Annotated in this window: 15 protein-coding genes and 1 tRNA gene; 4 read left to right on the plus strand and 12 right to left on the minus strand. The window is 71.0% G+C overall.

All coding sequences use genetic code 11. The features are described 5' to 3' along the window. Window positions 1–9 precede the first annotated feature (9 nt). The 3 genes from ACH4G3_RS13720 to ACH4G3_RS13730 all read left to right on the plus strand — a co-directional run bounded on the left by ACH4G3_RS13720 (window position 10) and on the right by ACH4G3_RS13730 (window position 1,466). Window positions 10–729 (plus strand): ABC transporter permease subunit, encoded by a 720-nt coding sequence (locus ACH4G3_RS13720; protein WP_397624617.1) that lies wholly within the window; start codon window positions 10–12, stop codon window positions 727–729. Between the two features lie 102 nt (window positions 730–831). After that, on the plus strand, window positions 832–1,086 hold the full coding sequence (locus ACH4G3_RS13725) for an SGM_3592 family protein (RefSeq protein WP_397624618.1): 255 nt from the start codon (window positions 832–834) through the stop codon (window positions 1,084–1,086). Between the two features lie 276 nt (window positions 1,087–1,362). Further along, window positions 1,363–1,466 (plus strand) — tRNA-OTHER (locus tag ACH4G3_RS13730). Between the two features lie 21 nt (window positions 1,467–1,487). Here the strand turns inward: ACH4G3_RS13730 and ACH4G3_RS13735 are convergent. The 9 genes from ACH4G3_RS13735 to ACH4G3_RS13775 all read right to left on the minus strand — a co-directional run bounded on the left by ACH4G3_RS13735 (window position 1,488) and on the right by ACH4G3_RS13775 (window position 11,417). Then, the gene (locus ACH4G3_RS13735; RefSeq protein WP_397624619.1) at window positions 1,488–2,294 is read right to left on the minus strand and encodes an HAD family hydrolase; all 807 of its coding nucleotides are present in this window, start codon (window positions 2,292–2,294) and stop codon (window positions 1,488–1,490) included. Next, on the minus strand, window positions 2,291–3,568 hold the full coding sequence (serS, locus tag ACH4G3_RS13740; protein ID WP_397624620.1) for a serine--tRNA ligase: 1,278 nt from the start codon (window positions 3,566–3,568) through the stop codon (window positions 2,291–2,293). Before serS ends, ACH4G3_RS13735 begins: the two co-directional genes overlap by 4 nt. Window positions 3,569–4,087: 519 nt before the next feature. Next, a complete protein-coding gene (pheA, locus tag ACH4G3_RS13745) occupies window positions 4,088–5,020 on the minus strand; it encodes a prephenate dehydratase (RefSeq protein ID WP_354737841.1) in 933 nt (310 codons plus the stop codon). Window positions 5,021–5,081: 61 nt separating this feature from the next. After that, window positions 5,082–6,371, minus strand: a complete 1,290-nt coding sequence (gene efeB / locus ACH4G3_RS13750; RefSeq protein ID WP_397624621.1) for an iron uptake transporter deferrochelatase/peroxidase subunit — start codon at window positions 6,369–6,371, stop codon at window positions 5,082–5,084. Window positions 6,372–6,377: 6 nt separating this feature from the next. Continuing rightward, entirely contained in the window at window positions 6,378–8,438 is a 2,061-nt protein-coding gene (locus tag ACH4G3_RS13755; RefSeq protein WP_397624622.1) for a copper resistance CopC/CopD family protein, read from the minus strand. Window positions 8,439–8,451: 13 nt separating this feature from the next. Continuing rightward, entirely contained in the window at window positions 8,452–8,934 is a 483-nt protein-coding gene (locus ACH4G3_RS13760; RefSeq protein WP_397624623.1) for a copper chaperone PCu(A)C, read from the minus strand. Further along, entirely contained in the window at window positions 8,931–9,584 is a 654-nt protein-coding gene (locus tag ACH4G3_RS13765; RefSeq protein WP_397624624.1) for an SCO family protein, read from the minus strand. The genes ACH4G3_RS13760 and ACH4G3_RS13765 overlap by 4 nt, the downstream gene beginning before the upstream one ends. 87 nt (window positions 9,585–9,671) lie before the next feature. After that, window positions 9,672–10,415, minus strand: coding sequence for a YcnI family copper-binding membrane protein (locus ACH4G3_RS13770; RefSeq protein ID WP_397624625.1), 744 nt, complete (start codon window positions 10,413–10,415; stop codon window positions 9,672–9,674). A gap of 186 nt (window positions 10,416–10,601) precedes the next feature. Further along, window positions 10,602–11,417: a hypothetical protein gene (locus ACH4G3_RS13775; RefSeq protein WP_397624626.1), complete on the minus strand. Its 816-nt coding sequence runs from the start codon at window positions 11,415–11,417 to the stop codon at window positions 10,602–10,604. 224 nt (window positions 11,418–11,641) lie between these two features. Here ACH4G3_RS13775 and ACH4G3_RS13780 point away from each other — a divergent pair, with 224 nt between their 5' ends. Then, on the plus strand, window positions 11,642–12,112 hold the full coding sequence (locus tag ACH4G3_RS13780; RefSeq protein ID WP_397624627.1) for an ATP-binding protein: 471 nt from the start codon (window positions 11,642–11,644) through the stop codon (window positions 12,110–12,112). Window positions 12,113–12,185: 73 nt separating this feature from the next. On the opposite strand, the gene ACH4G3_RS13785 is transcribed toward ACH4G3_RS13780, so the two are convergent. From ACH4G3_RS13785 to ACH4G3_RS13795, 3 genes are all read right to left on the minus strand, one after another. Further along, window positions 12,186–15,179 carry a glycine--tRNA ligase gene (locus tag ACH4G3_RS13785; RefSeq protein ID WP_397624628.1) on the minus strand — a complete coding sequence of 998 codons (2,994 nt, stop codon included), beginning with the start codon at window positions 15,177–15,179 and terminating at the stop codon, window positions 12,186–12,188. A gap of 179 nt (window positions 15,180–15,358) precedes the next feature. Further along, window positions 15,359–16,825: an aminopeptidase P family protein gene (locus ACH4G3_RS13790; protein WP_397624629.1), complete on the minus strand. Its 1,467-nt coding sequence runs from the start codon at window positions 16,823–16,825 to the stop codon at window positions 15,359–15,361. 76 nt (window positions 16,826–16,901) lie between these two features. Continuing rightward, on the minus strand, window positions 16,902–18,434 hold the full coding sequence (locus ACH4G3_RS13795) for a PP2C family protein-serine/threonine phosphatase (RefSeq protein ID WP_397624630.1): 1,533 nt from the start codon (window positions 18,432–18,434) through the stop codon (window positions 16,902–16,904). Window positions 18,435–18,766: the final 332 nt, after the last annotated feature.

The raw sequence follows: 18,766 nt of genomic DNA on the forward strand, positions 1-18,766 counted from the left end.
GAGGCCCTGATGTACGACCCCACAGTCGCCCGGCTCACTTACCGGGCCCTGCTCGGCCGGCGCCGGGCCCTCATCCTCGGAGCCCTGCCGCTGCTGCTCATCGCCATCTCGGTGGTGGTGCGTCTCCTCGCCGGGGCGGACGACCAGACGGCGGCGGACCTGCTGGGCGGCCTCGCCCTCGCCACGATGGTGCCGATCATCGGCGTCATCGCCGGAACCGGCGCGATCGGGCCGGAGATCGACGACGGCTCGGTGGTGTACCTGCTGTCCAAGCCGATCAAACGCCCGGCGATCATCTTCACGAAGCTGATCGTCGCGATCGCGGTGACGATGGTGTTCTCCGCGGTGCCGACGCTCGTCGCGGGCTTCATCCTGAACGGCAACGGCCAGCAGATCGCCGTCGCCTACACGGTGGCCGCACTGGTCGCCTCCATCGCGTACGCGGCCCTGTTCCTGCTGCTCGGCACGGTCTCCCGGCACGCGGTGGTGTTCGGCCTCGTCTACGCGCTGGTCTGGGAAGCCCTGTTCGGCTCCCTGGTACCGGGCGCCCGCACGCTGAGCGTCCAGCAGTGGGCGCTGGCCGTGGCTCAGAAGGTCTCCGGCGGCGACCTGGTGACCTCCGACGTGGGCCTCACCACGGCGACGGTGCTGCTGGTGGCCGTCACGGTGCTGGCCACCTGGTACGCCGGTCAGAAGCTGCGCTCGCTGACCCTCGCCGGCGAGGAGTGACGTGCCCCGGCCCTGACGGGGTCTTCACCCCCGTCAGGGCACACTGGGCGAACGGTATGTAGGGATATCGCACGGAAGTCGGACGGCTGGGAGGGGACGGGGATGGCGGGCGAGAGGGCTCAGTACGACGACCGCGGGCAGTCGGGATCCGGGTCCGGAGACGACGCCTGGGACGACCTCGTCCTGGACGACGACTTCATACGCTCCGCCGGGACCTCCGAGCCGTCCGCCCGCGCCCGGATGCTCGCCGCGCGCTGGCGGCGCGAGGAACCGGAGCCGCAGCCGTGGCGCTCCGACGAGCCGCCTGCGGGCTGGTTCTTCAGCAAGGCCCGGCGGCGCAGGTGGCGCAAGCGCTGAACAACCCCCGTCCGGCCGCCGATTTAATCGGTGGCGTCCTTTTCGCCCGGCAGGCAGAGTAGTCGTGTCCCTGCCGGACGACGAGTCCGGCGTCACGTTCTGGGAGAGGAGCCGGACGATGTCCATGCACGGCAGTACGTCCAGCTCCCTTCAGGGCAGCCCGCGGCGGGTTCCGGAGTAATCGCTACCCCTCCGTAGAGCCCGCCCCGCACGGGGAGCTGCCCGGGGCGGCCGCTTCGAGCACGCGAACCGCACATCGCGTGAGGCCGCCCACCCGGAGGATTGGCCGAGTGGTAAGGCACTGGCTTGCGCTGTGCTGATCAGAAGCGAGTCATGGTCGGGTCGAAAGGCCCGCGCACGTTCGATCCGTGCATCCTCCGCCGCACACGCGACACGAAGGCTCAGCCCAGCAACCGCTCCAGCACCACCGCGATCCCGTCCTCCTCGTTCGAGGACGTCACCTCGTCGGCCACCGCCTTCAGTTCCTCATGGGCGTCCGCCATCGCGACACCGTAGGAGGCCCAGGCGAACATCGGTATGTCGTTGGGCATGTCGCCGAAGGCGATCGTGTCGGCCGCCTTCACCTTGAGCCGACGGGCCGCCAGGGACAGGCCGGTCGCCTTGGACAGGCCCAGGGGCAGGAGCTCGACGATGCCCTCGCCCGCCATGACGACGGTGACGAAACCGCCGGCGGTGCGCGTGGCCGCCTCGCACAGCTCGTCGTCCGAGAGCGTCGGGTGCTGGATGTACAGCTTGTTCAGAGGCGCGGTCCACAGGTCCGACGCGTCCGTGAACGGCGTGGCGGGCAGGTTGCCGTGGGCAGCGTAGCCGGGGCCCACCAGCACTTCACCGTCCAGGCCGTCGCGGCTCGCCGCCAGGTACAGCGGGCCGACCTCCGCCTCGATCTTGGCCAACGCCACCCCGGCCAGCTGCCGGTCCAGCGTCACCGACGTCAGCAGCCGGTGGGCCCCCGCGTCGTACACCTGCGCGCCCTGGCCGCAGACGGCCAGCCCCTGGTAGCCGAGGTCGTCGAGGATGTGCCGGGTCCATGGGACAGCGCGGCCGGTGACGACGATGTGCGCGGCGCCCGCCGCGGTGGCCGCGGCGAGCGCGTCACGGGTGCGCGCCGCCACCGACTCGTCGGAACGCAGCAGCGTCCCGTCGAGGTCGGTGGCGATCAGCTGGTACGGGAAACCGGCGGTGGTCACTTGGCCACCGGCTCCAGGACCTCCCGGCCACCGAGGAACGGACGCAGCACCTCGGGCACGCGCACCGAGCCGTCGGCCTGCTGGTGGTTCTCCAGGATCGCCACGATCGTGCGCGGCACGGCGCACAGCGTGCCGTTGAGCGTGGCCAGCGGGCGGACCTGCTTGCCCTCACGGACGCGGATGGACAGGCGGCGGGACTGGAACTCGGTGCAGTCCGAGGTCGAGGTCAGCTCGCGGTACTTGCCCTGGGTCGGGATCCACGCCTCGCAGTCGAACTTGCGGGACGCCGAGGCGCCCAGATCGGCGCTCGCCACGTCGATCACGCGGTACGGCAGCTCCAGCGAGGTCAGCCACTGCTTCTCCCACTCCAGCAGCCGCTGGTGCTCGGCCTGCGAGTCCTCCGGGGCGACGTAGGAGAACATCTCGACCTTGTCGAACTGGTGCACGCGGAAGATGCCCCGGGTGTCCTTGCCGTGCGAGCCGGCCTCGCGGCGGAAGCAGGGCGAGAAGCCCGCGTAGCGCAGCGGCAGCTTGTCGGCGTCGAGGATCTCGTCCATGTGGTACGCCGCGAGCGGGACCTCGGACGTGCCGACCAGGTAGAGGTCGTCGTCGGCGAGGTGGTAGACGTCCTGGGCGGCCTGGCCGAGGAAGCCGGTGCCCGCCATGGACTGGGGGCGGACCAGGGCCGGGGTCAGCATCGGCGTGAAGCCGGCCGCGGTGGCCTGGGCCATCGCCGCGTTCACCAGGGCGAGCTCCAGCAGGGCGCCCACGCCCGTCAGGAAGTAGAAGCGAGAGCCGGAGACCTTGGCGCCCCGCTCGACGTCGATCGCGCCGAGGATCTGGCCGAGCTCCAGGTGGTCCCTGGGCTCGAAGCCCTCGGCGGTGAAGTCGCGGATCGTGCCGTGCGTCTCCAGCGTGACGAAGTCCTCCTCGCCGCCCACGGGCACGTCCGGGTGGACGAGGTTGCCGAGCTTCTGGAGCAGCTCCTGGGTCTCGGAGGCCGCGGCGTCGCGCTCCGCGTCGGCGGCCTTGACGTCGGCGGCGAGCTGGCCCGCCTTCTTGAGGAGCTCTGCCTTCTCCTCCCCGGAAGCCTTGGGGATGAGCTTGCCGAGCGCCTTCTGCTCGGCGCGCAGCTCGTCGAAGCGGACGCCGGACGACCTGCGCCGCTCGTCGGCAGACAGGAGGGAGTCGACGAGCGCGACGTCCTCTCCACGGGCGCGCTGCGACGCGCGCACACGGTCGGGGTCCTCACGGAGCAGGCGAAGGTCAATCACGCGCCCAAGGCTACCGGTGTGGGGTGACCACCCACGACTCACTATTCCGGGCGTGGCTTACGTACCGTTATAGGGGAATTGCGCACTGTGTCAATAAACCGACCACATCTCCCCGGAACGGGGTAGCCGCAAGGCGTGGCATTGACTCGAATCCCTTGTGGGGAAGGGGACTTGGGGCTCGGTTGTCCACAGGGATCCATGCCCGGCGAAAAGTTATCCACAGGCTGCGTGGAAGATCTGTGGACTTCGGAATTGATCACTCCGGAAGGGCCTGCCGCACCGAAGAATTCCCGAGACAAACCCGCCCTGTCCTCACTTTCGAGTGGAAATGGGTCACCCCGAAGAGTTACGCAAGGGAAAACGGTGGACGAAGGGTGACCTGCCGGTCGATGGACGCATCAGGGGTCTGTAGGGCGATTTGTCGACTGACTCATGCATCGCTGTCGACTTGTCCCCAGGTCGAGAAGCAGGGCTGTGGATAACTTCTGTGGATAACGACAATCAGCAGGTACGCCCGGCCTAGAACCGGCCGTCCTGGCACCGCGCCACCCAGTCCGCCGCCGCCACGAACTCGTCGTCCGACGTCCCCAGCCGCGGCGGCTGGACATCCCCCGGCTGCATGTCCGCGCGCGGATAGGAGCCGAGATAACGCACCTGGAGGCAGATCCGCTTCAGGCCCATCAGGGCCTCGGCCACCCGGCGGTCGGAGATATGGCCCTCGGCGTCGATGCAGAAGCAGTAGTTGCCGATGCCCGCGCCGGTGGGCCGGGACTGGAGCAGCATCAGGTTGATGCCGCGGGTGGCGAACTCGCCCAGCAGATCGCGCAGGCCGCCGGGGTGGTCGTCGCGCTGCCACAGCACGACGGAGGTCTTGTCCGCGCCGGTCGGTGCCGCGGGCCGGGCGGGCCGGCCGACCAGCACGAACCGCGTCTGGGCGTTCTCCGCGTCGTGGATCCCGGTCTCCAGGGCCTCCAGGCCGTAGCGGGCGGCCGCGAACTCGCCGGCGAAGGCGGCGTCGTACTGGCCCTCCTGGACCAGCCGGGCGGCGTCCGCGTTCGAGGCGGCCGACTCCCAGTGGGCGTCCGGGAGATGCTTCTTCAGCCAGTTGCGCACCTGCGGCTGGGCGGCCGGGTGGGCGGAGACGGTCTTGATGTCCGACAGCTCGGTGCCGGGGCGGACCAGCAGCGCGAAGGTGATCGACAGCAGCACCTCGCGGTAGATCATCAGTGGCGCGCCGGCCACCAGCTCGTCGAGGGTGGTGGTGATGCCGCCCTCGACGGAGTTCTCGATCGGCACGAACGCGGCCTCGGCCTCGCCGGCGCGTACCGCGTCGAGCGCGGACTGGACGGACACGTACGGGATGAGTTCCCGGGTGGCGGCCTCGGGAAGCGTGCGCAGGGCGACTTCGGTGAAGGTGCCCTCGGGGCCGAGATACGCATAGCTCGCTGGCATGACCTCACCCTAATGGGACCGCGGAAGCGCTATCCCCCAAAGCCCGCCCAGAGATGAACTCTCACCCCTCCAGCAACTTCTGCCCCACGTACTCCCCCTCCGCGGCCCCACCGGGCACCGCGAACAGCCCGCTCGACTCGTGCCGGATGAACTGCGACAGGGCGTCGCCGCGGTCGAGCTTGCGCTGCACCGGCACGAAGCCGCGCAGCGGATCGGCCTGCCAGCAGATGAAGAGCAGGCCCGCGTCCGGGACGCCGTCCGGGTCGATCCCGTCGTGGAAGGAGAACGGGCGGCGGAGCATCGCCGCGCCGCCGTTCTGGTCGGGCCGGGTGATCCGGGCGTGGGCGTTGATCGGGACGACCAGGTTGCCCTTGGCGTCCGTCTTCTCCAGGTCCATCGCGGTCGTCTCGGTGCCTCCGGACAGCGCCGCCCCGTCGGACTTGCGGCGGCCGATCACGTCCTCCTGCGCTTTGACGGAGAGCTTCTCCCAGTCGTCGAGGAGCATGCGGATACGGCGTACGACGGCGTAGGAGCCGTTCGCCATCCAGGCGGGTTCGCCCTTCTCGGGCACGAAGATCCGCTGGTCGAAGTCGGGCTCGGACGGTTTCGGATTGCGGGTACCGTCGATCTGGCCCATCAGGTTGCGGGCCGTCATGGGGTGGGCGGTGGCGCCCGGCGAGCGGTTGAAGCCGTTCATCTGCCAGCGGACCCGGGCCGCCGAGCCGGCGTCCTTCTGGATCGCGCGCAGGGCGTGGAAGGCCACGAGGGCGTCGTTGGCGCCGATCTGCACCCACAGGTCGCCGTTGCTGCGGTTCTTGTCGAGGTGGTCGGAGGAGAACTCGGGCAGCGGGTCCAGGGCGGTCGGCCGCTGCTTCTCCAGGCCGGTCCTGCCGAAGAAGCTGTGGCCGAAGCCGAAGGTGATCGTCAGCGACGAGGGGCCGGCGTCGCGGGCCACGTCGGTGTCGTCGTGGGCGCTCGGCTCGCCCGCCATGAGCCGCCGGGCCGTATCCGACCAGCGGCGCAGCAGGGCGGCGGCTTCCTTGCGGCCGGCGCCTGCCGTCAGGTCGAAGGCGACGAGATGGCCGCGGGCCTGGAGGCCGTCGGTGATGCCGGGCTGATGTTTCCCGTGAAACATCGCCCGGCCGGTGCCGAGCGAGGTGAGCGGAGCGGCGGCATCGGAGGGGGCGGCGGCGTATCCGACGGCCGCGCCTGCCGTGCCGAGCACGAGCCCGGTGGCGCCGGCGGTGCCGAGCACGCGTCGCCGTGAGATGCCCTCCTGAGCAGGGGCCGCTTCGGTCTCGCCCGGGATGGTGCCAGGGGTACGGGCTTTGGGAATGGACTGGTCAGCCATGGTGGTTCAGCCGATCTTCGCGTTCTTGGAGACGGTCACCTCGTCGATGTCGGAGGTCCGCACGGTCACGTCGACCTTCCAGTCGCCGGCCATGGGGATCTGCACTCCGTTCGCCGACCAGTGTCCGGTTGCGATGTGGTCGGGGACGACGGGCAGCGGCCCGATGTCCTTGGCCTCGAGGGTGAAGTCGACCTTCACCTCGGGGATGTCGAAGGCCTGGCCGTCGGGCCGCTCCACGTAGACGTGCATCTCGTTGTCGCCCACGCGTGCGGGGTCGAGGTCGATCGTGACGATGCCCTTGCCGTCCTTGCCGCCGGTGTCGAAGGGCATGTTCAGGGTCAGTGCCCCGGACGCGCCCGTGTCGGGCGAAGTGGAAGCGGAGGACGAGGTGGCGGCCTTGGCCTCCTGCTCCGTGCGTCCCGGCTCGGTCTGCGTGAGAACGGTGGTGACGGCGAGCAGGACGACCGCGATGCCGGCCTCGGCCAGCACGGAGCGGCGCAGGCCGAAGCGGTTCGGGTCGGCGTCCCGCAGCCGCTTCTGCCGGGCGGCGTCCCGGGCGGCCCGCTGCCGGGCGAGCTGCGCGGCCCGCTCGGTGCCGGCGGGCTCGGGATCAGGCTGGTCACCGGTGTTGGCGCCGGCCTCCGTGTCCGTGCCGGCCGGGTCAGCGCCGGTCCCGTCGAGCCCGGCGTCACCAGCAGCGACACCGGAGGCAGCGGCCCCCGCTTCGCCGGAGGCATCCGCCCCTGCCCCGACGGGGGCATCCGCCCCCGCTTCGAGGGAGGCATCCGCCCCTGCTCCGACCCGCGCCTTCTGCCGCTCCGCCGGTGCCGGCACCGCTTCCGCCAGCCGCCCGGTCCACCGGCGTGAGATCCACGCGACGCCGACCAGGACGGACACGAGAGCGATCTTGGCGAGGAGCAGCTGTCCGTAGCGGGTGTCGGTGAAGGCCGACCAGGAGCCGAGCTGGCGCCAGGACTGGTACGTCCCGGTCGCGATCAGTGCGAGGACGCTGCCGAAGGCGACGCGGGAGAAACGGCGTACGGCCGACGCGTCGACGGGCGCGTCGGCGGGTGCCCGGTACAGGGCGACCAGCAGCGCGCCCAGCCCGCCGAGCCAGGCGGCGACGGCGATCAGATGGAGGACGTCGACCGGCATGGCGATGCCCGCCTGGAGCCCGACCGAGGCGTGCTCGGACATCGCCCAGCTCGCGGCCAGCCCGGCCGCCACGACTACGCCGCCGATCGCGAGCCCGAAGGTCAGGTCCCGCTTCTCCTGGGGATCCTCGCGCTTGTCGTACGCCCCGAACAGCACGGCGATGAACAGCGCCGCCGCGGCGAGCAGCAGCAGCCGGGACACCAGGGCCGCGCCGGTCTTGGTCTGGAGCACCTGCCCGAGCAGGGACAGGTCGAAGACGTCGGCGACCTTCCCCGAGCCGGTGAAGGAGCCGCGCAGGAGCAGCAGGGCCAGGGTGGCGGCGGTGAGCGCGAGCCACCCGGAGACGACGAACCGCTGCACGGGCCGCACTCCGGAGCCGCGTTGCCAGCAGGCGAGCACGAAGGCGGCGCCGCCGGCCATCACGATGAACCCGGCGTAGGACACGTACCGCCCGAAGCCGTACAGCCAGCCGATCACGCCGTCGTCGGTCGACTGCCCGGAGACCGACACGGACGTCTTGGACGGGGCGCCGATGGAGAAGGTGTAGGCACCGGCGACGGGATGGCTGTCCGCGGACACCACCTGGTAGGCGACCGTGTAGGTGCCGTCGGGCAGGCCGGAGTGGAGCCGCACGGCGTACGTCGTGCCGCTGACGTTGGACGGCTCGCCCGCGTCGACGCGCTTGCCCTCGGGGTCGAGCACGCGCAGCGAGTCACCGGACATCGCGACCTGCTCGGAGAAGGTGAGCGAGATCCGGGCCGGGGCCTTGTCGACCACCGCCCCCTGCGCGGGGTCGCTCCCGGTCACCGCGGCGTGCGCCGAGGCCGGACCGGCTCCGGCGAGGAGTGCGCAGGCCGCGGCCAGGAGCAGCAGCACCACGGTCCGGACGCGGGGGGCGATGGTCTGCGTCACAGTGGTCCCTCCCTCAGTGTCCGGTCTTCGGGTTGTAGGTCGCCGACTTCACGGGCATCTCGACCTCGACCGGGCCGGAGTGGGCGAAGTGCAGTTCGACGGAGACCGTCTGACCTTCCTTCGGCTTGCGCTTGAGCTGCTCGAACATCAAGTGGTTGCCGCCGCTCTTCAGCACGAGTTCGCCGTGGGCGGGGACCTTCAGGGCCTTGACCTCCTGCATGGCCCCGCCGACGGTCTCGTGCACAGTGACCTGTCCGGCGACGTCGCTGGTGACGGAGGTCAGTTCGTCGGCGGCACCGCCCTTGTTGGTGACGGTGAAGAAGCCGGCCGCCATCTCGTCGGAGACGGGCTGCGGCATGTACGCCGAGCCCACGGAGAGTTCCGCCTTGCCGCTCCCGGAACCGGAGTTGCCGGATTCCGAGTCCGAGCCGCCGCAGCCCGCCAGGGCCAGGGCCCCGGCTATGACGAGGGCCGCCGGACCGAGTCGCCGCCTCACGGGTTCTCCCCCTTGGCGATCTTGGGGAGGTCCTTGGTGTAGTCGTCGACCGTGGCGTCCTCGCCGTAGAGCACATAGCCGCCGTCGGTCTTCGGCGAGAAGGCGATGACCTGGGTACCGTGCTCGGAGACGATCTTGCCGTTCTTGTCCTTGTGCGGCGGATCGATGGAGATGCCGAGGGTGCGGGCCCCGGCCTGGATGGTCGCGAAGTCGCCGGTGAGGCCGATGAACTGCGGGTCGATGCCCTTGAGCCACTTGCCGAGCTCGGCCGGCTTGTCGCGGTCCGGGTCGGTGGTGACGAACACGACGCGCAGGTCGTCCTGCTCGGCCTTGGGCAGCTGCTTCTTGGCCACGGCGATGTTGCTCATCGTCGACGGGCACACGTCGGGGCAGTGGGTGTAGCCGAAGTAGATCAGTGTGGGCTTGCCCTCGGTCTCCTTGCGGAGGTCGTACTTCTTGCCCTGCGTGTCGGTGAGGACCAGGTCCGGCTTCTCGAACGGCTTGTCGAGGACGGTGGCGGCCTTGTCGCTGCCGGCCTGCTCCGAGACGACGGCGACCGGCTTGTCGCTGTCGTTGCCGCTGCCGCAGGCGGTCAGGGTCAGAGAGGCCGCAGCGAGCAGAGCGGCCGCGGCGAAGGTCTTGGTGCGCATAGAAAAATGTCCCAGATGTCGGTGACCCGGCGCGCACCGGGTGTTCCGCCCGGGCGGGACCCGGCGCGCGCCGTGCAACGGAAGCGGTCAGGCGTTGGTGCGCCGGCGCCCGGCCAGCACGCCGTAGGCGACGCCCGCCGCGCCGACCACGATGCCGACGACGCCCAGGACGCGGGCGGTGGTGTCGGTGCTGTCGGAGGAGCCGGTGTCTGAGGAGGCGGTGTCGGCGGAAGCCTTCTCGGCCGACTCGGCGTCGGAGGCCTCGTCGCCCGAGGAGGCGTGGTGCCCGTCCTCGGAGGCGGCGGACAGCTCCAGCACCGGGGCCGGATTGTCGGGCTCCTCCTGGCCCTCCTGCGGCACCTCGATCCAGCGGACGACCTCCTTGTTGGAGTACGTCTGGAGGGCCTTGAAGACCAGCTGGTCGGTGTCCTCGGGCAGTTGGCCGATGGAGACGGGGAACTTCTCGAAGTAGCCGGGCTCGATGCCCTTGCCGTCGGCGGTCCAGGTGACCTTGGTGACGGCCTCGGAGATCTTCTCGCCGTGCATCTCCAGCGGCTTGTCCAGCTTGGACTTGGTGACGTCGATCTTCCATCCGGGCATCGGCTCCGGCATCACCGAGGCCAGCGGGTGGTCGGTGGGGAAGTTGACCTCGAGCTTGGTGGTCGAGGCGTCGTCACGCTCGTTGGGGACCTTGAAGTCGACGACCGCGTAGCCGCCCTTGGCGGCGTCGCCCTCGGGCTGCACGGTGACGTGCGCGAAGGCGGGGACGGACAGGGCGAGAACGGTGACACCGGCGGCGGCACCGGCCGCGGCGATACGGGAAGCCTTCATGGAAGGGAGCACTCCGCTGTGAGTCGGATCAGGACGTGAAAGGGAGACGCGCACGCGCGCGGACCGCACGACGGCGGCCCCCCTCCAAGCCGTCCGAATCATCCGAGTCATCCGAGTCGAGCGAATCAACTGGAGGTAACGGATCAATCGGATCGTACGAATAGGCGGAGTGGTGGTCGCGTCGCGTCAGGCGGCGAGGGCGAGTGCGGATGCGCAAGCCGTGGCGGCCGGCGGGCCGCGCCGGATCACCGTGTGCTGAAGTGCGGTCGTGCGCGGCATCGCCGGCGCGGGCCGCACGGCGTGCACGGGGCGCGGACAGGCCTCCGGACCTCCCGGCAGCCCGGCGCGCAGGGCGCGCACCAGCGCCAGCGCGGCCCGCAGGGAGCGCACGAGCGCCCCCTCCGTGACTCCATGCGCCGACAGTTCGGTGAGCCGCAGCAGGGCCAGATCGCCGTGGCGTAGCAGCCAGCCGGCGGCGATCGCCGCGAGGACGTGACCGAGCAGCATCGGCAGGGACGGCCACAGCGATGCCGACGCCCCGGCGTCCGCCGGCAGATGCGTGTGCGCACCCGTGGACGGCTGGATCCGGGCGTCGGTGAGGATCTTGTGTGCCTGCGCCGGGCTGATCGCCGCTGCCGTCGTGCCGCACACCAACCGCGCGGCCTGCTGGACCAGCGCGGCGTCACTCGTGCCCGCAGGCACTGACGATGCGGCGGCGGCCGTGCCGTGCTGACCGAGTCCGAACAGCGTGTGCAGCACCGTCTGGTCGGCCGCGAGCAGCGCCGCGATCCCCGGCAGCGAGCGCGCGCGCCCGGCGAACGGCGCCGCCACGGCGAGCACCCCGAGGAATCCGGCGCCCAGCGTCCACAACGGAATGCCGTCGCAGGAGGCGAGCGCGTGACCTGCCCCGGCCAGCACGACACAGACCGCGGCGAACACCGCGGCCCGCAGGATCCGGAGCGTGAGTCCGGAGCGCGTCGCGCACGCGTGGGGGGCAGTCATGGCGGGCTCATCATCGCACTGGCCACCCAGGCCTCGTGCGGCAGGTCCACAAGATGCGGAACGACCGGAACATCACTCTCTGGCCCCAGCTGTCCCCCCACATACACCGATCAGGGCTAGGGCGCATCCGCCGTATGGGCGGCGTCACGTCAACTTCACGCTTACAAGCGGGGACTCAGGGCAATACGTAACGGTATGTCGAGCCGCGGCCAGGAGGCTGGAGCATGAGCATCTGGTGGTCACTCCATCTGCGGCGCGAAGCTGCGAGCGTGCCGCTCGCCAGGCGCCTTCTGATCGGCACGATGGAGACCGCAGGCGTCGATCCCGATATCTCCTACGACCTCTCCGTCGCCCTCAGCGAGGCCTGCGCGAACGCCGTGGAGCACGGCGGGGACACGGCACGCGGCGGCCCCGGTTCTGAGGCGTACCGGGTCACGGCGTACCTCGACGGCGAGAAATGCCGGATCGAGGTCGCCGACGCGGGCCCGGGGTTCCCCGCCGCGTCCACCGGCCGGTCCCGCCCGCCGATCCGGCCCGCAAACACCGACGCGGAGAACGGCAGAGGGCTGTGCCTCATCGAGCAGCTCGCCGACCATGTCCACATCGGCAACAAGCCGGGCCGGGGCGGGGCCGTGGTGAGCTTCGACAAGGTCCTCAAGTGGCGCGAGGACGCCGCGCCACTGATGGCGGTCTGACCTCTGCCGAGGCCCGATCGGCTCGGAGGCGGTGTTTCACGTGAAACGTCCGTCCCCATGACCGTCCGTCCCCCTACAGCGCACCCCAGTCCAGCGTCGTACGCGCCAGCCCCGCCACCTGGGTGAGCAGCGCCAGCCGGGCCGCGCGGACCGCCGGGTCGGGGTCCATCACCAGCACCTCGTCGAAGAAGGCGCCGATCGCCTCGACCAGCGGGGCGGAAACCTCGATCAGTGCGCCGAGGTCGTCCTCGCGGCCGTGCAGGGCCTGGCGTACGGCGTCGGCGCTCTCGGCGAGACGCAGCTCGGCGGGCGCGGTCAGCAGGGACGGATCCGCCGCCTCGACGCCGTCCTCGGGAAGGATGCGCACAACCCGCTGGAACGCGGCAGCGAGTGCCTCGAACTCCTCCGTACCGATGTGCCGCTCCAGCGTGGCCAGGGTGCGGTCGCCGTGGGAGGGCCGGTCGGCCCACACCAGGACGGCCTGAACGAGCCGATGCTCGTGCCCGGCGTCCGTGAGCTGCTGCTCGTAGCGCCGGGTGATCAGCTCGCCGGCCTCGGCGACCCGCTCGGCGGGCACTTCGACGCCCTGCGCGGCGTACCGCACGGCCGCCGCGCGCAGCCCTTCGCTCACCCGCACCCCGGCCACAGCAGGCAGACTCCGCAACACGTTGAGCAGCCCGATGGCGGCCCGGCGCACCCCGTACGGATCGGAGCTCCCGGTCGGCGCCGCCCCGATCACGAACATGCCCGTCACCAGGTCGAACCGGTCGGCGAGCGACAGCACGGCACCAGCGTCCCCGGCCGGCAGGGCACCGCCGGCCGAGCGCGGCAGCTCCATCTCGGCCAGCGCCCGGGCGACCTCGGCGGACTCGCCGGCCCGGCGCGCGTACTCCTCGGCCATCACTCCGGCCAGCCCGGAGAACTCGATCACCATCTGCGACGCCAGGTCGAACTTCGCCAGCGCACCGGCGCGCCGGACGACGTCCACCTCCTCCTCGGGGAGCCCGGCGCGCCCGGCCAGGTCGAGGGCGAGGGAGGCGATGCGGTCGGCGCGGTCGGCGACTGTACCGAGCCGGTCCTCGAAGGTCAGCTTGTCCAGCCGGCGCCGGAACTCCGCCGGCGGCACCTTCAGATCCGCCCGCCAGAAGAACGCGGCGTCCTCGTAGCGGGCCCGCAGCACCGCCTCGTTGCCCGCACGCACCACGTCGTCGTCGCACAGGGCATTGGCGAAGGTGACGAAGTGCGGCATCAGACGCTCGCCGTCGAGCACCGGCAGATAGCGCTGGTGCTTGCGCATCACGGTGGTCAGGACGCTCGCGGGCAGTTCGAGGTAGCGCTCGTCGAACGACCCCCGCACGGCGTACGGGAACTCCAGGATGTCGGTGATCTCGTCGATCAGATCGGCCTGGCCCGCCACGTCGATCCGCCCGCCCACCTCCGCCGCCGCCTCCAGGGCACCGCGGACCACCGCACCGCGCCGGGCGTCCCGGTCGAGCAGGATGCCGTGCATGTGCAGGAAGTGCGGGTAGCCCTCGGCCGAGGTCACGCGGACCTCCGGGTAAGGGGCCTGGCGCTGCACCCGCGTCGTGTCGCTCGCGGAGAGCGAGGAGACCACCACGGGCAGGGGAGTACGGCCCAGCAGAGCGAGCAGCCAGCGCACGGGCCGTGAGAACGACAGCCCCGGGTCGCTCCACCTCATGTTGCGGCCGGCGCGCAGCCCGGACACGACCTCGGCCAGCAGATCGCTGAGCACCTCGACGGCCGGACGGCCCTCCTCGTGCCGGGTGACGGCCACGTACTCGACGCCCTTGACGTTGACGATCCGCACGTCGGTCGGCTCGGCCCCCTGACTGCGGGCGAAGCCCAGCAGGGCAGGCGTCGGAGCGCCGTCCTTGAAGGCGGCGGCGACCTTGGGGCCGCGGACGGTCCGCATGGTGTCCCGCTCGCGCGGCTGCACGCCCTCGACGGTGATCACGATCCGGCGCGGCGTGGCCATCACGGTGATGGAGCCGTGCCCCAGCCGGGTCGCGGCCAGCTTGGCGGTGACCGACTCGCGCACCGCCTCGGTGGTGGCGGGGACATCGGCGTACGGCAGTTCCTCGACGCCGATCTCGAACAGGAGCGTCTCGGCGTCGGGCACCTTGGGCAGCGCGGCCCGCTTCGCGGGGGCCGGTGCGGCCGCCACCCCGAGCGGATGCTCCAGCGCGGCCCGCCGCCGCTCCCACAGCTTGGCCGACTCGTGCGTCAGGCCGCGCATCAGCGCGAACGCCTTGGCCCGCTCGGTGGTGCTGATCGCACCGCGCGCGTCGAGCACGTTGAAGGTGTGGCTGCACTTGAGCACGTACGTGTACGCCGGGACCGGCAGCTCCAGATCGAGCAGGCGCCGGGCCTCGGCCGCGTACGCCTCGAAGAGCCGGTGGTTGGTGTCGAGATCGGCGTCGTCGAGGTAGTAGCGGCTCATCTCGTACTCGTTCTGCCCGAACACCTCGCCGTACGTGATGCCCGGCGCGTAGACGATGTCCTTGAAGTGGGACACGCCCTGAAGGTTCATCAGGATGCGTTCGAGCCCGTACGTGATCTCCACCGACACCGGGTCCAGGGCGACACCGCCGACCTGCTGGAAGTAGGTGAACTGGGTGATCTCCATGCCGTCCAGCCAGACTTCCCAGCCCAGCCCCCAGGCGCCGAGCGCTGGCGAGGCCCAGTTGTCCTCGACGAACCGCACGTCGTGCGCGCCCAGGTCGACACCGAGCGCCTTCAGGCTGCCCAGGTACAGCTCCTGCGGGTTGCCCGGGTCGGGCTTGAGGATGACCTGGAACTGGGTGTGGGTCTGCAGCCGGTTGGGGTTCTCGCCGTAACGCGAGTCGTCCGGCCGCACGCTCGGCTCCACGTAGGCGACGCTCCACGGCTCGGGTCCGAGCACCCGCAGCGCCGTGGCCGGGTTGGCCGTACCGGCTCCGACCTCGGTGTTCAACGGCTGCGTGATCATGCAGCCGTTGTCGCTCCAGTACTTCTGCAGGGTGAGGATGGCGTCCTGCATGGTCAGCGCCGTCTGGACGTTCTTCATGATGATCGCGCCTGTTCCCCGAGTCGGACCGGCAAGGTCGGCCATGATCTCACACGCCAACTACCGTTGACCTGCGGTTTTTTGGCCGCCGGCCGGATGGCGCCGACTCAGGGGCGCGGGGCTGTGTCCCCATGCGGCTCCGCCGCGTGAGCGACCAGCCCCCCACCCGCACCCGGACCTCAGCCCTTGACGGCGGCCATCCACGCCTCGACCTCGTCGGAACGCCGCGGCAGCGCCGCACTCAGGTTCCGGTTGCCGTCCTCCGTCACGAGGATGTCGTCCTCGATCCGCACACCGATACCCCGGTACTCCTCCGGCACCGTCAGATCATCGGCCTGGAAGTACAGCCCCGGCTCGACGGTCAGGCACATCCCCGGCTCCAGCACGCCGTCGACGTATGTCTCGGTCCGCGCGGCAGCGCAGTCGTGCACGTCCATCCCGAGCATGTGCCCGGTCCCGTGCAGCGTCCACCGCCGCTGAAGCCCTAGCTCCAGCACCCGCTCCACCGGCCCTTCGACCAGCCCCCACTCGACCAGCTTCTCGGCCAGCACCCGCTGCGCGGCGTCGTGGAAGTCCCGGTACTTCGCCCCGGGCCGCACCGCCGCGATGCCGGCCTCCTGGGCCTCGTACACGGCGTCGTAGATCTTCCGCTGGAGCTCGCTGAACCGCCCGTTGACCGGCAGTGTCCGCGTGACGTCGGCGGTGTAGTACGTGTGCGTCTCCACACCCGCGTCGAGCAGCAGCAGATCGCCCGACCGCACGGGCCCGTCGTTGCGCACCCAGTGCAGGGTGCAGGCGTGCGGCCCGGCCGCGGCGATCGTGCCGTAGCCGACGTCGTTGCCCTCCACCCGCGCGCGGAGGAAGAACGTGCCCTCGATGTACCGCTCGGAGGTCGCCTCGGCCTTGTCGAGGATCTTCACGACGTCCTCGAAGCCGCGCACGGTCGAGTCGACGGCCTTCTGCAGCTCGCCGATCTCGAACTCGTCCTTGACCAGCCGCGCCTCGGAGAGGAAGACCCGCAGCTCCTCGTCGCGCTCGGCGGTGACCTTGTCGGTCAGCGCGGCCTCGATGCCGGCGTCGTACCCGCGCACGACCCGCACCGGGCCAGTGGCCTCGCGCAGCGCCCCGGCCAGCTCGCGCACGTCGGAGGCGGGGATGCCGTACAGCTTCTCCGCCTCGGTGAGGGAGTGCCGGCGGCCGACCCACAGCTCGCCCTGGCCGTCCAGCCAGAACTCGCCGTTCTCCCGGTTCGAACGCGGCAGGAGGTAGATCGTCGCTTCGTGGCCCTCACCCTTGGGCTCCAGGACCAGGACGCCGTCCTCAGTCTGGTTGCCGGTGAGGTAGGCGTACTCGACGGAGGCGCGGAAGGCGTACTCGGTGTCGTTCGAGCGGGTCTTCAGGTTGCCCGCGGGGATCACCAGCCGCTCGCCCGGGAAGCGCGCGGACAGCGCGGCCCGGCGGGCGGCGGTCTCGGCGGCCTGGGCGATGGGCTGGAGATCACGCAGCTCGGTGTCGGCCCAGCCGCTCTTCATGTTCTCGGCAAGCTCGTCGGACACGCCGGGGTACAGTCCGTTCTTCCGCTGCTTGATCGGCTCTTCTTCGGCAGTCTCCGGGGTGTCCGAAGGCTCTTCTGCCACGGCGGTCATCCTCCTCGATACGGCGCTGGACCGCCCTCCACTGTACGGCGGCGCGGCAGCGGCCTCAGGGCTATGACGAGGAGCGTTACTCGAACCGCACCGCCAGCAGGACGACGTCCTCCGCCCCGTCCGCCGCGTCCAGCCCGTTCGGCAGCACGCTCCGCAGGACGTGATCGGCGAGGGCGCCGGGGTCGCGCCGCAGTGCCCGGGGCGCTCCGGCCGCCGCCGCGTGCAGCCGGGCGAAGGCACGGTCGGTGGTCTCGCCGGTGCGGTGCAGCAGCCCGTCGGTGTACAGCAGAACCGTCTCTCCCGGCTCGGCGAGGATCTCCACGCTCGGCGCCTCCCAGCAGGCGAGCATGCCGAGCGGGGCGGAGACCGACGTCTCCACGAACTCGGTGCGGCGCTGTCCGATCAGCAGCGGCGGGCTGTGCCCGGCACCGGCCAGCGTGATCTTGCGGGCGGCCGGTTCGCAGTAGCCGAACAGGGCGGTGGCCGAGCGGGCCGGCTCGGTCAGCCGCAGCAGCAGCTCCAGGTCGGACAGGACGGCGACCGGGTCCTCCCCCTCCATCACGGCGTACGCGCGCAGGGACGCCCGCAGCCGCCCCATCGCGGCGACGGCGCTGGGCCCCGCCCCGGTGACGGACCCGACGGCGAGGCCGAGGGCGGCGTCGGGCAGCGGCAGCGCGTCGTACCAGTCGCCGCCGCCGCGCGGGCCGGTGCGGTGCCGCGCGGCGAGCTGGACACCGGCCACCCGCGGCAGCCGCGCGGGCAGCAGCTCGTCCGACATGGTCGCCATGGACGCGCGCGTGCGCTCCAGTTCGAGCAGCCGGGCGAGGTGTTCGGCCGCGTACCGGACGTACAGGCCGACGAGGTGGCGCTGCCGTTCGTTCGGCTCGGCGGGTTCGTCGTAGAGCCATACGACGGCGCCGAGGCGGTCGGCGGAATCGGTGGACCCGGCGGACTCGGGGGTCAGGGGGACGGCGTAGCTGGCGGCGTAGCCGAGGCGGGCCGCGACCTCGCGGTGGCGGGGGTCGAGCCCCTCCTCGGCGAACAGGTCGGGCTCGGCGACGCCGTCCTCGCCGCCGGGCAGTCCGTCGAGGATCCGGCCGTAGGACAGGGCACTGCGGGGCACGGTCTCGATGTGGCCGAGGTCGGCGCGGGCCAGGCCCAGGCCGATGGTGGTGTCCGGGCCGAGTCCGTCTCCGGGTTCCAGGACGACGAGGCCGCGGCGGGCGCCCACCAGGGCGGCGCCGGCCCGCAGCAGTTCCTGGAGTGCCTCGTCGAGCGCGGACGTGCGGGTCAGGCGCTCGGTCAGCTCGTGGAGGGTGGTGAGGTCGGAGACCCAGCCGGCGAGACGGTCCTGGAGCACCGTGACCGGTGGGGCCGCAGGGTTTGGCGGCGCGGCCGGGGAGGTACCCGCCGCGACGGGCGCGACAGTGTGTGCGGGTGCCGGAACCGTTGAATCGATTCCGGCCACTTTCGGAGGGTGCGGGGCGTTCATGGCGTCCGGCTTTCCGACCAGCGCGTACTGCTCAAAAGCATCGCAAACCCCCATGTCATTCTGCGCCGCTAGCAGTGTCTCCACATGTACACGCACTCGTAAGGAGATGTCCAGCATTGTCCTGCTGGGATTCCTGGTGTCCCTGAGGTCGGAGGGAACAACTCTCCTTCCTCTTGCGGAAAAGCAAAGCTGGCTTAAAACTGCCGCATGGGACGGCTTATTGCGGTCGACTGGCCTTGCTCCACAGAGCGTCACAACGGTCGCGATGGGTACGTACTCGGTGAAGACCAGGGGTGGTTGGGAACTACCCGGAACCTGGTGACGGACCCGGGCGTCCTATCCACCGACGACCGTGCCCCATCCTCCCGTGGCGGAGGCGGAGAGAAATACGCGCGACGGCAAACGCCATACTTCGCCACCCCTACGCCACGCCCGTGCTTTTGATAGAC

The sequence above is a fragment of the Streptomyces afghaniensis genome (genome assembly GCF_044327915.1).
Taxonomy (GTDB): Bacteria; Actinomycetota; Actinomycetes; order Streptomycetales; family Streptomycetaceae; genus Streptomyces; species Streptomyces afghaniensis.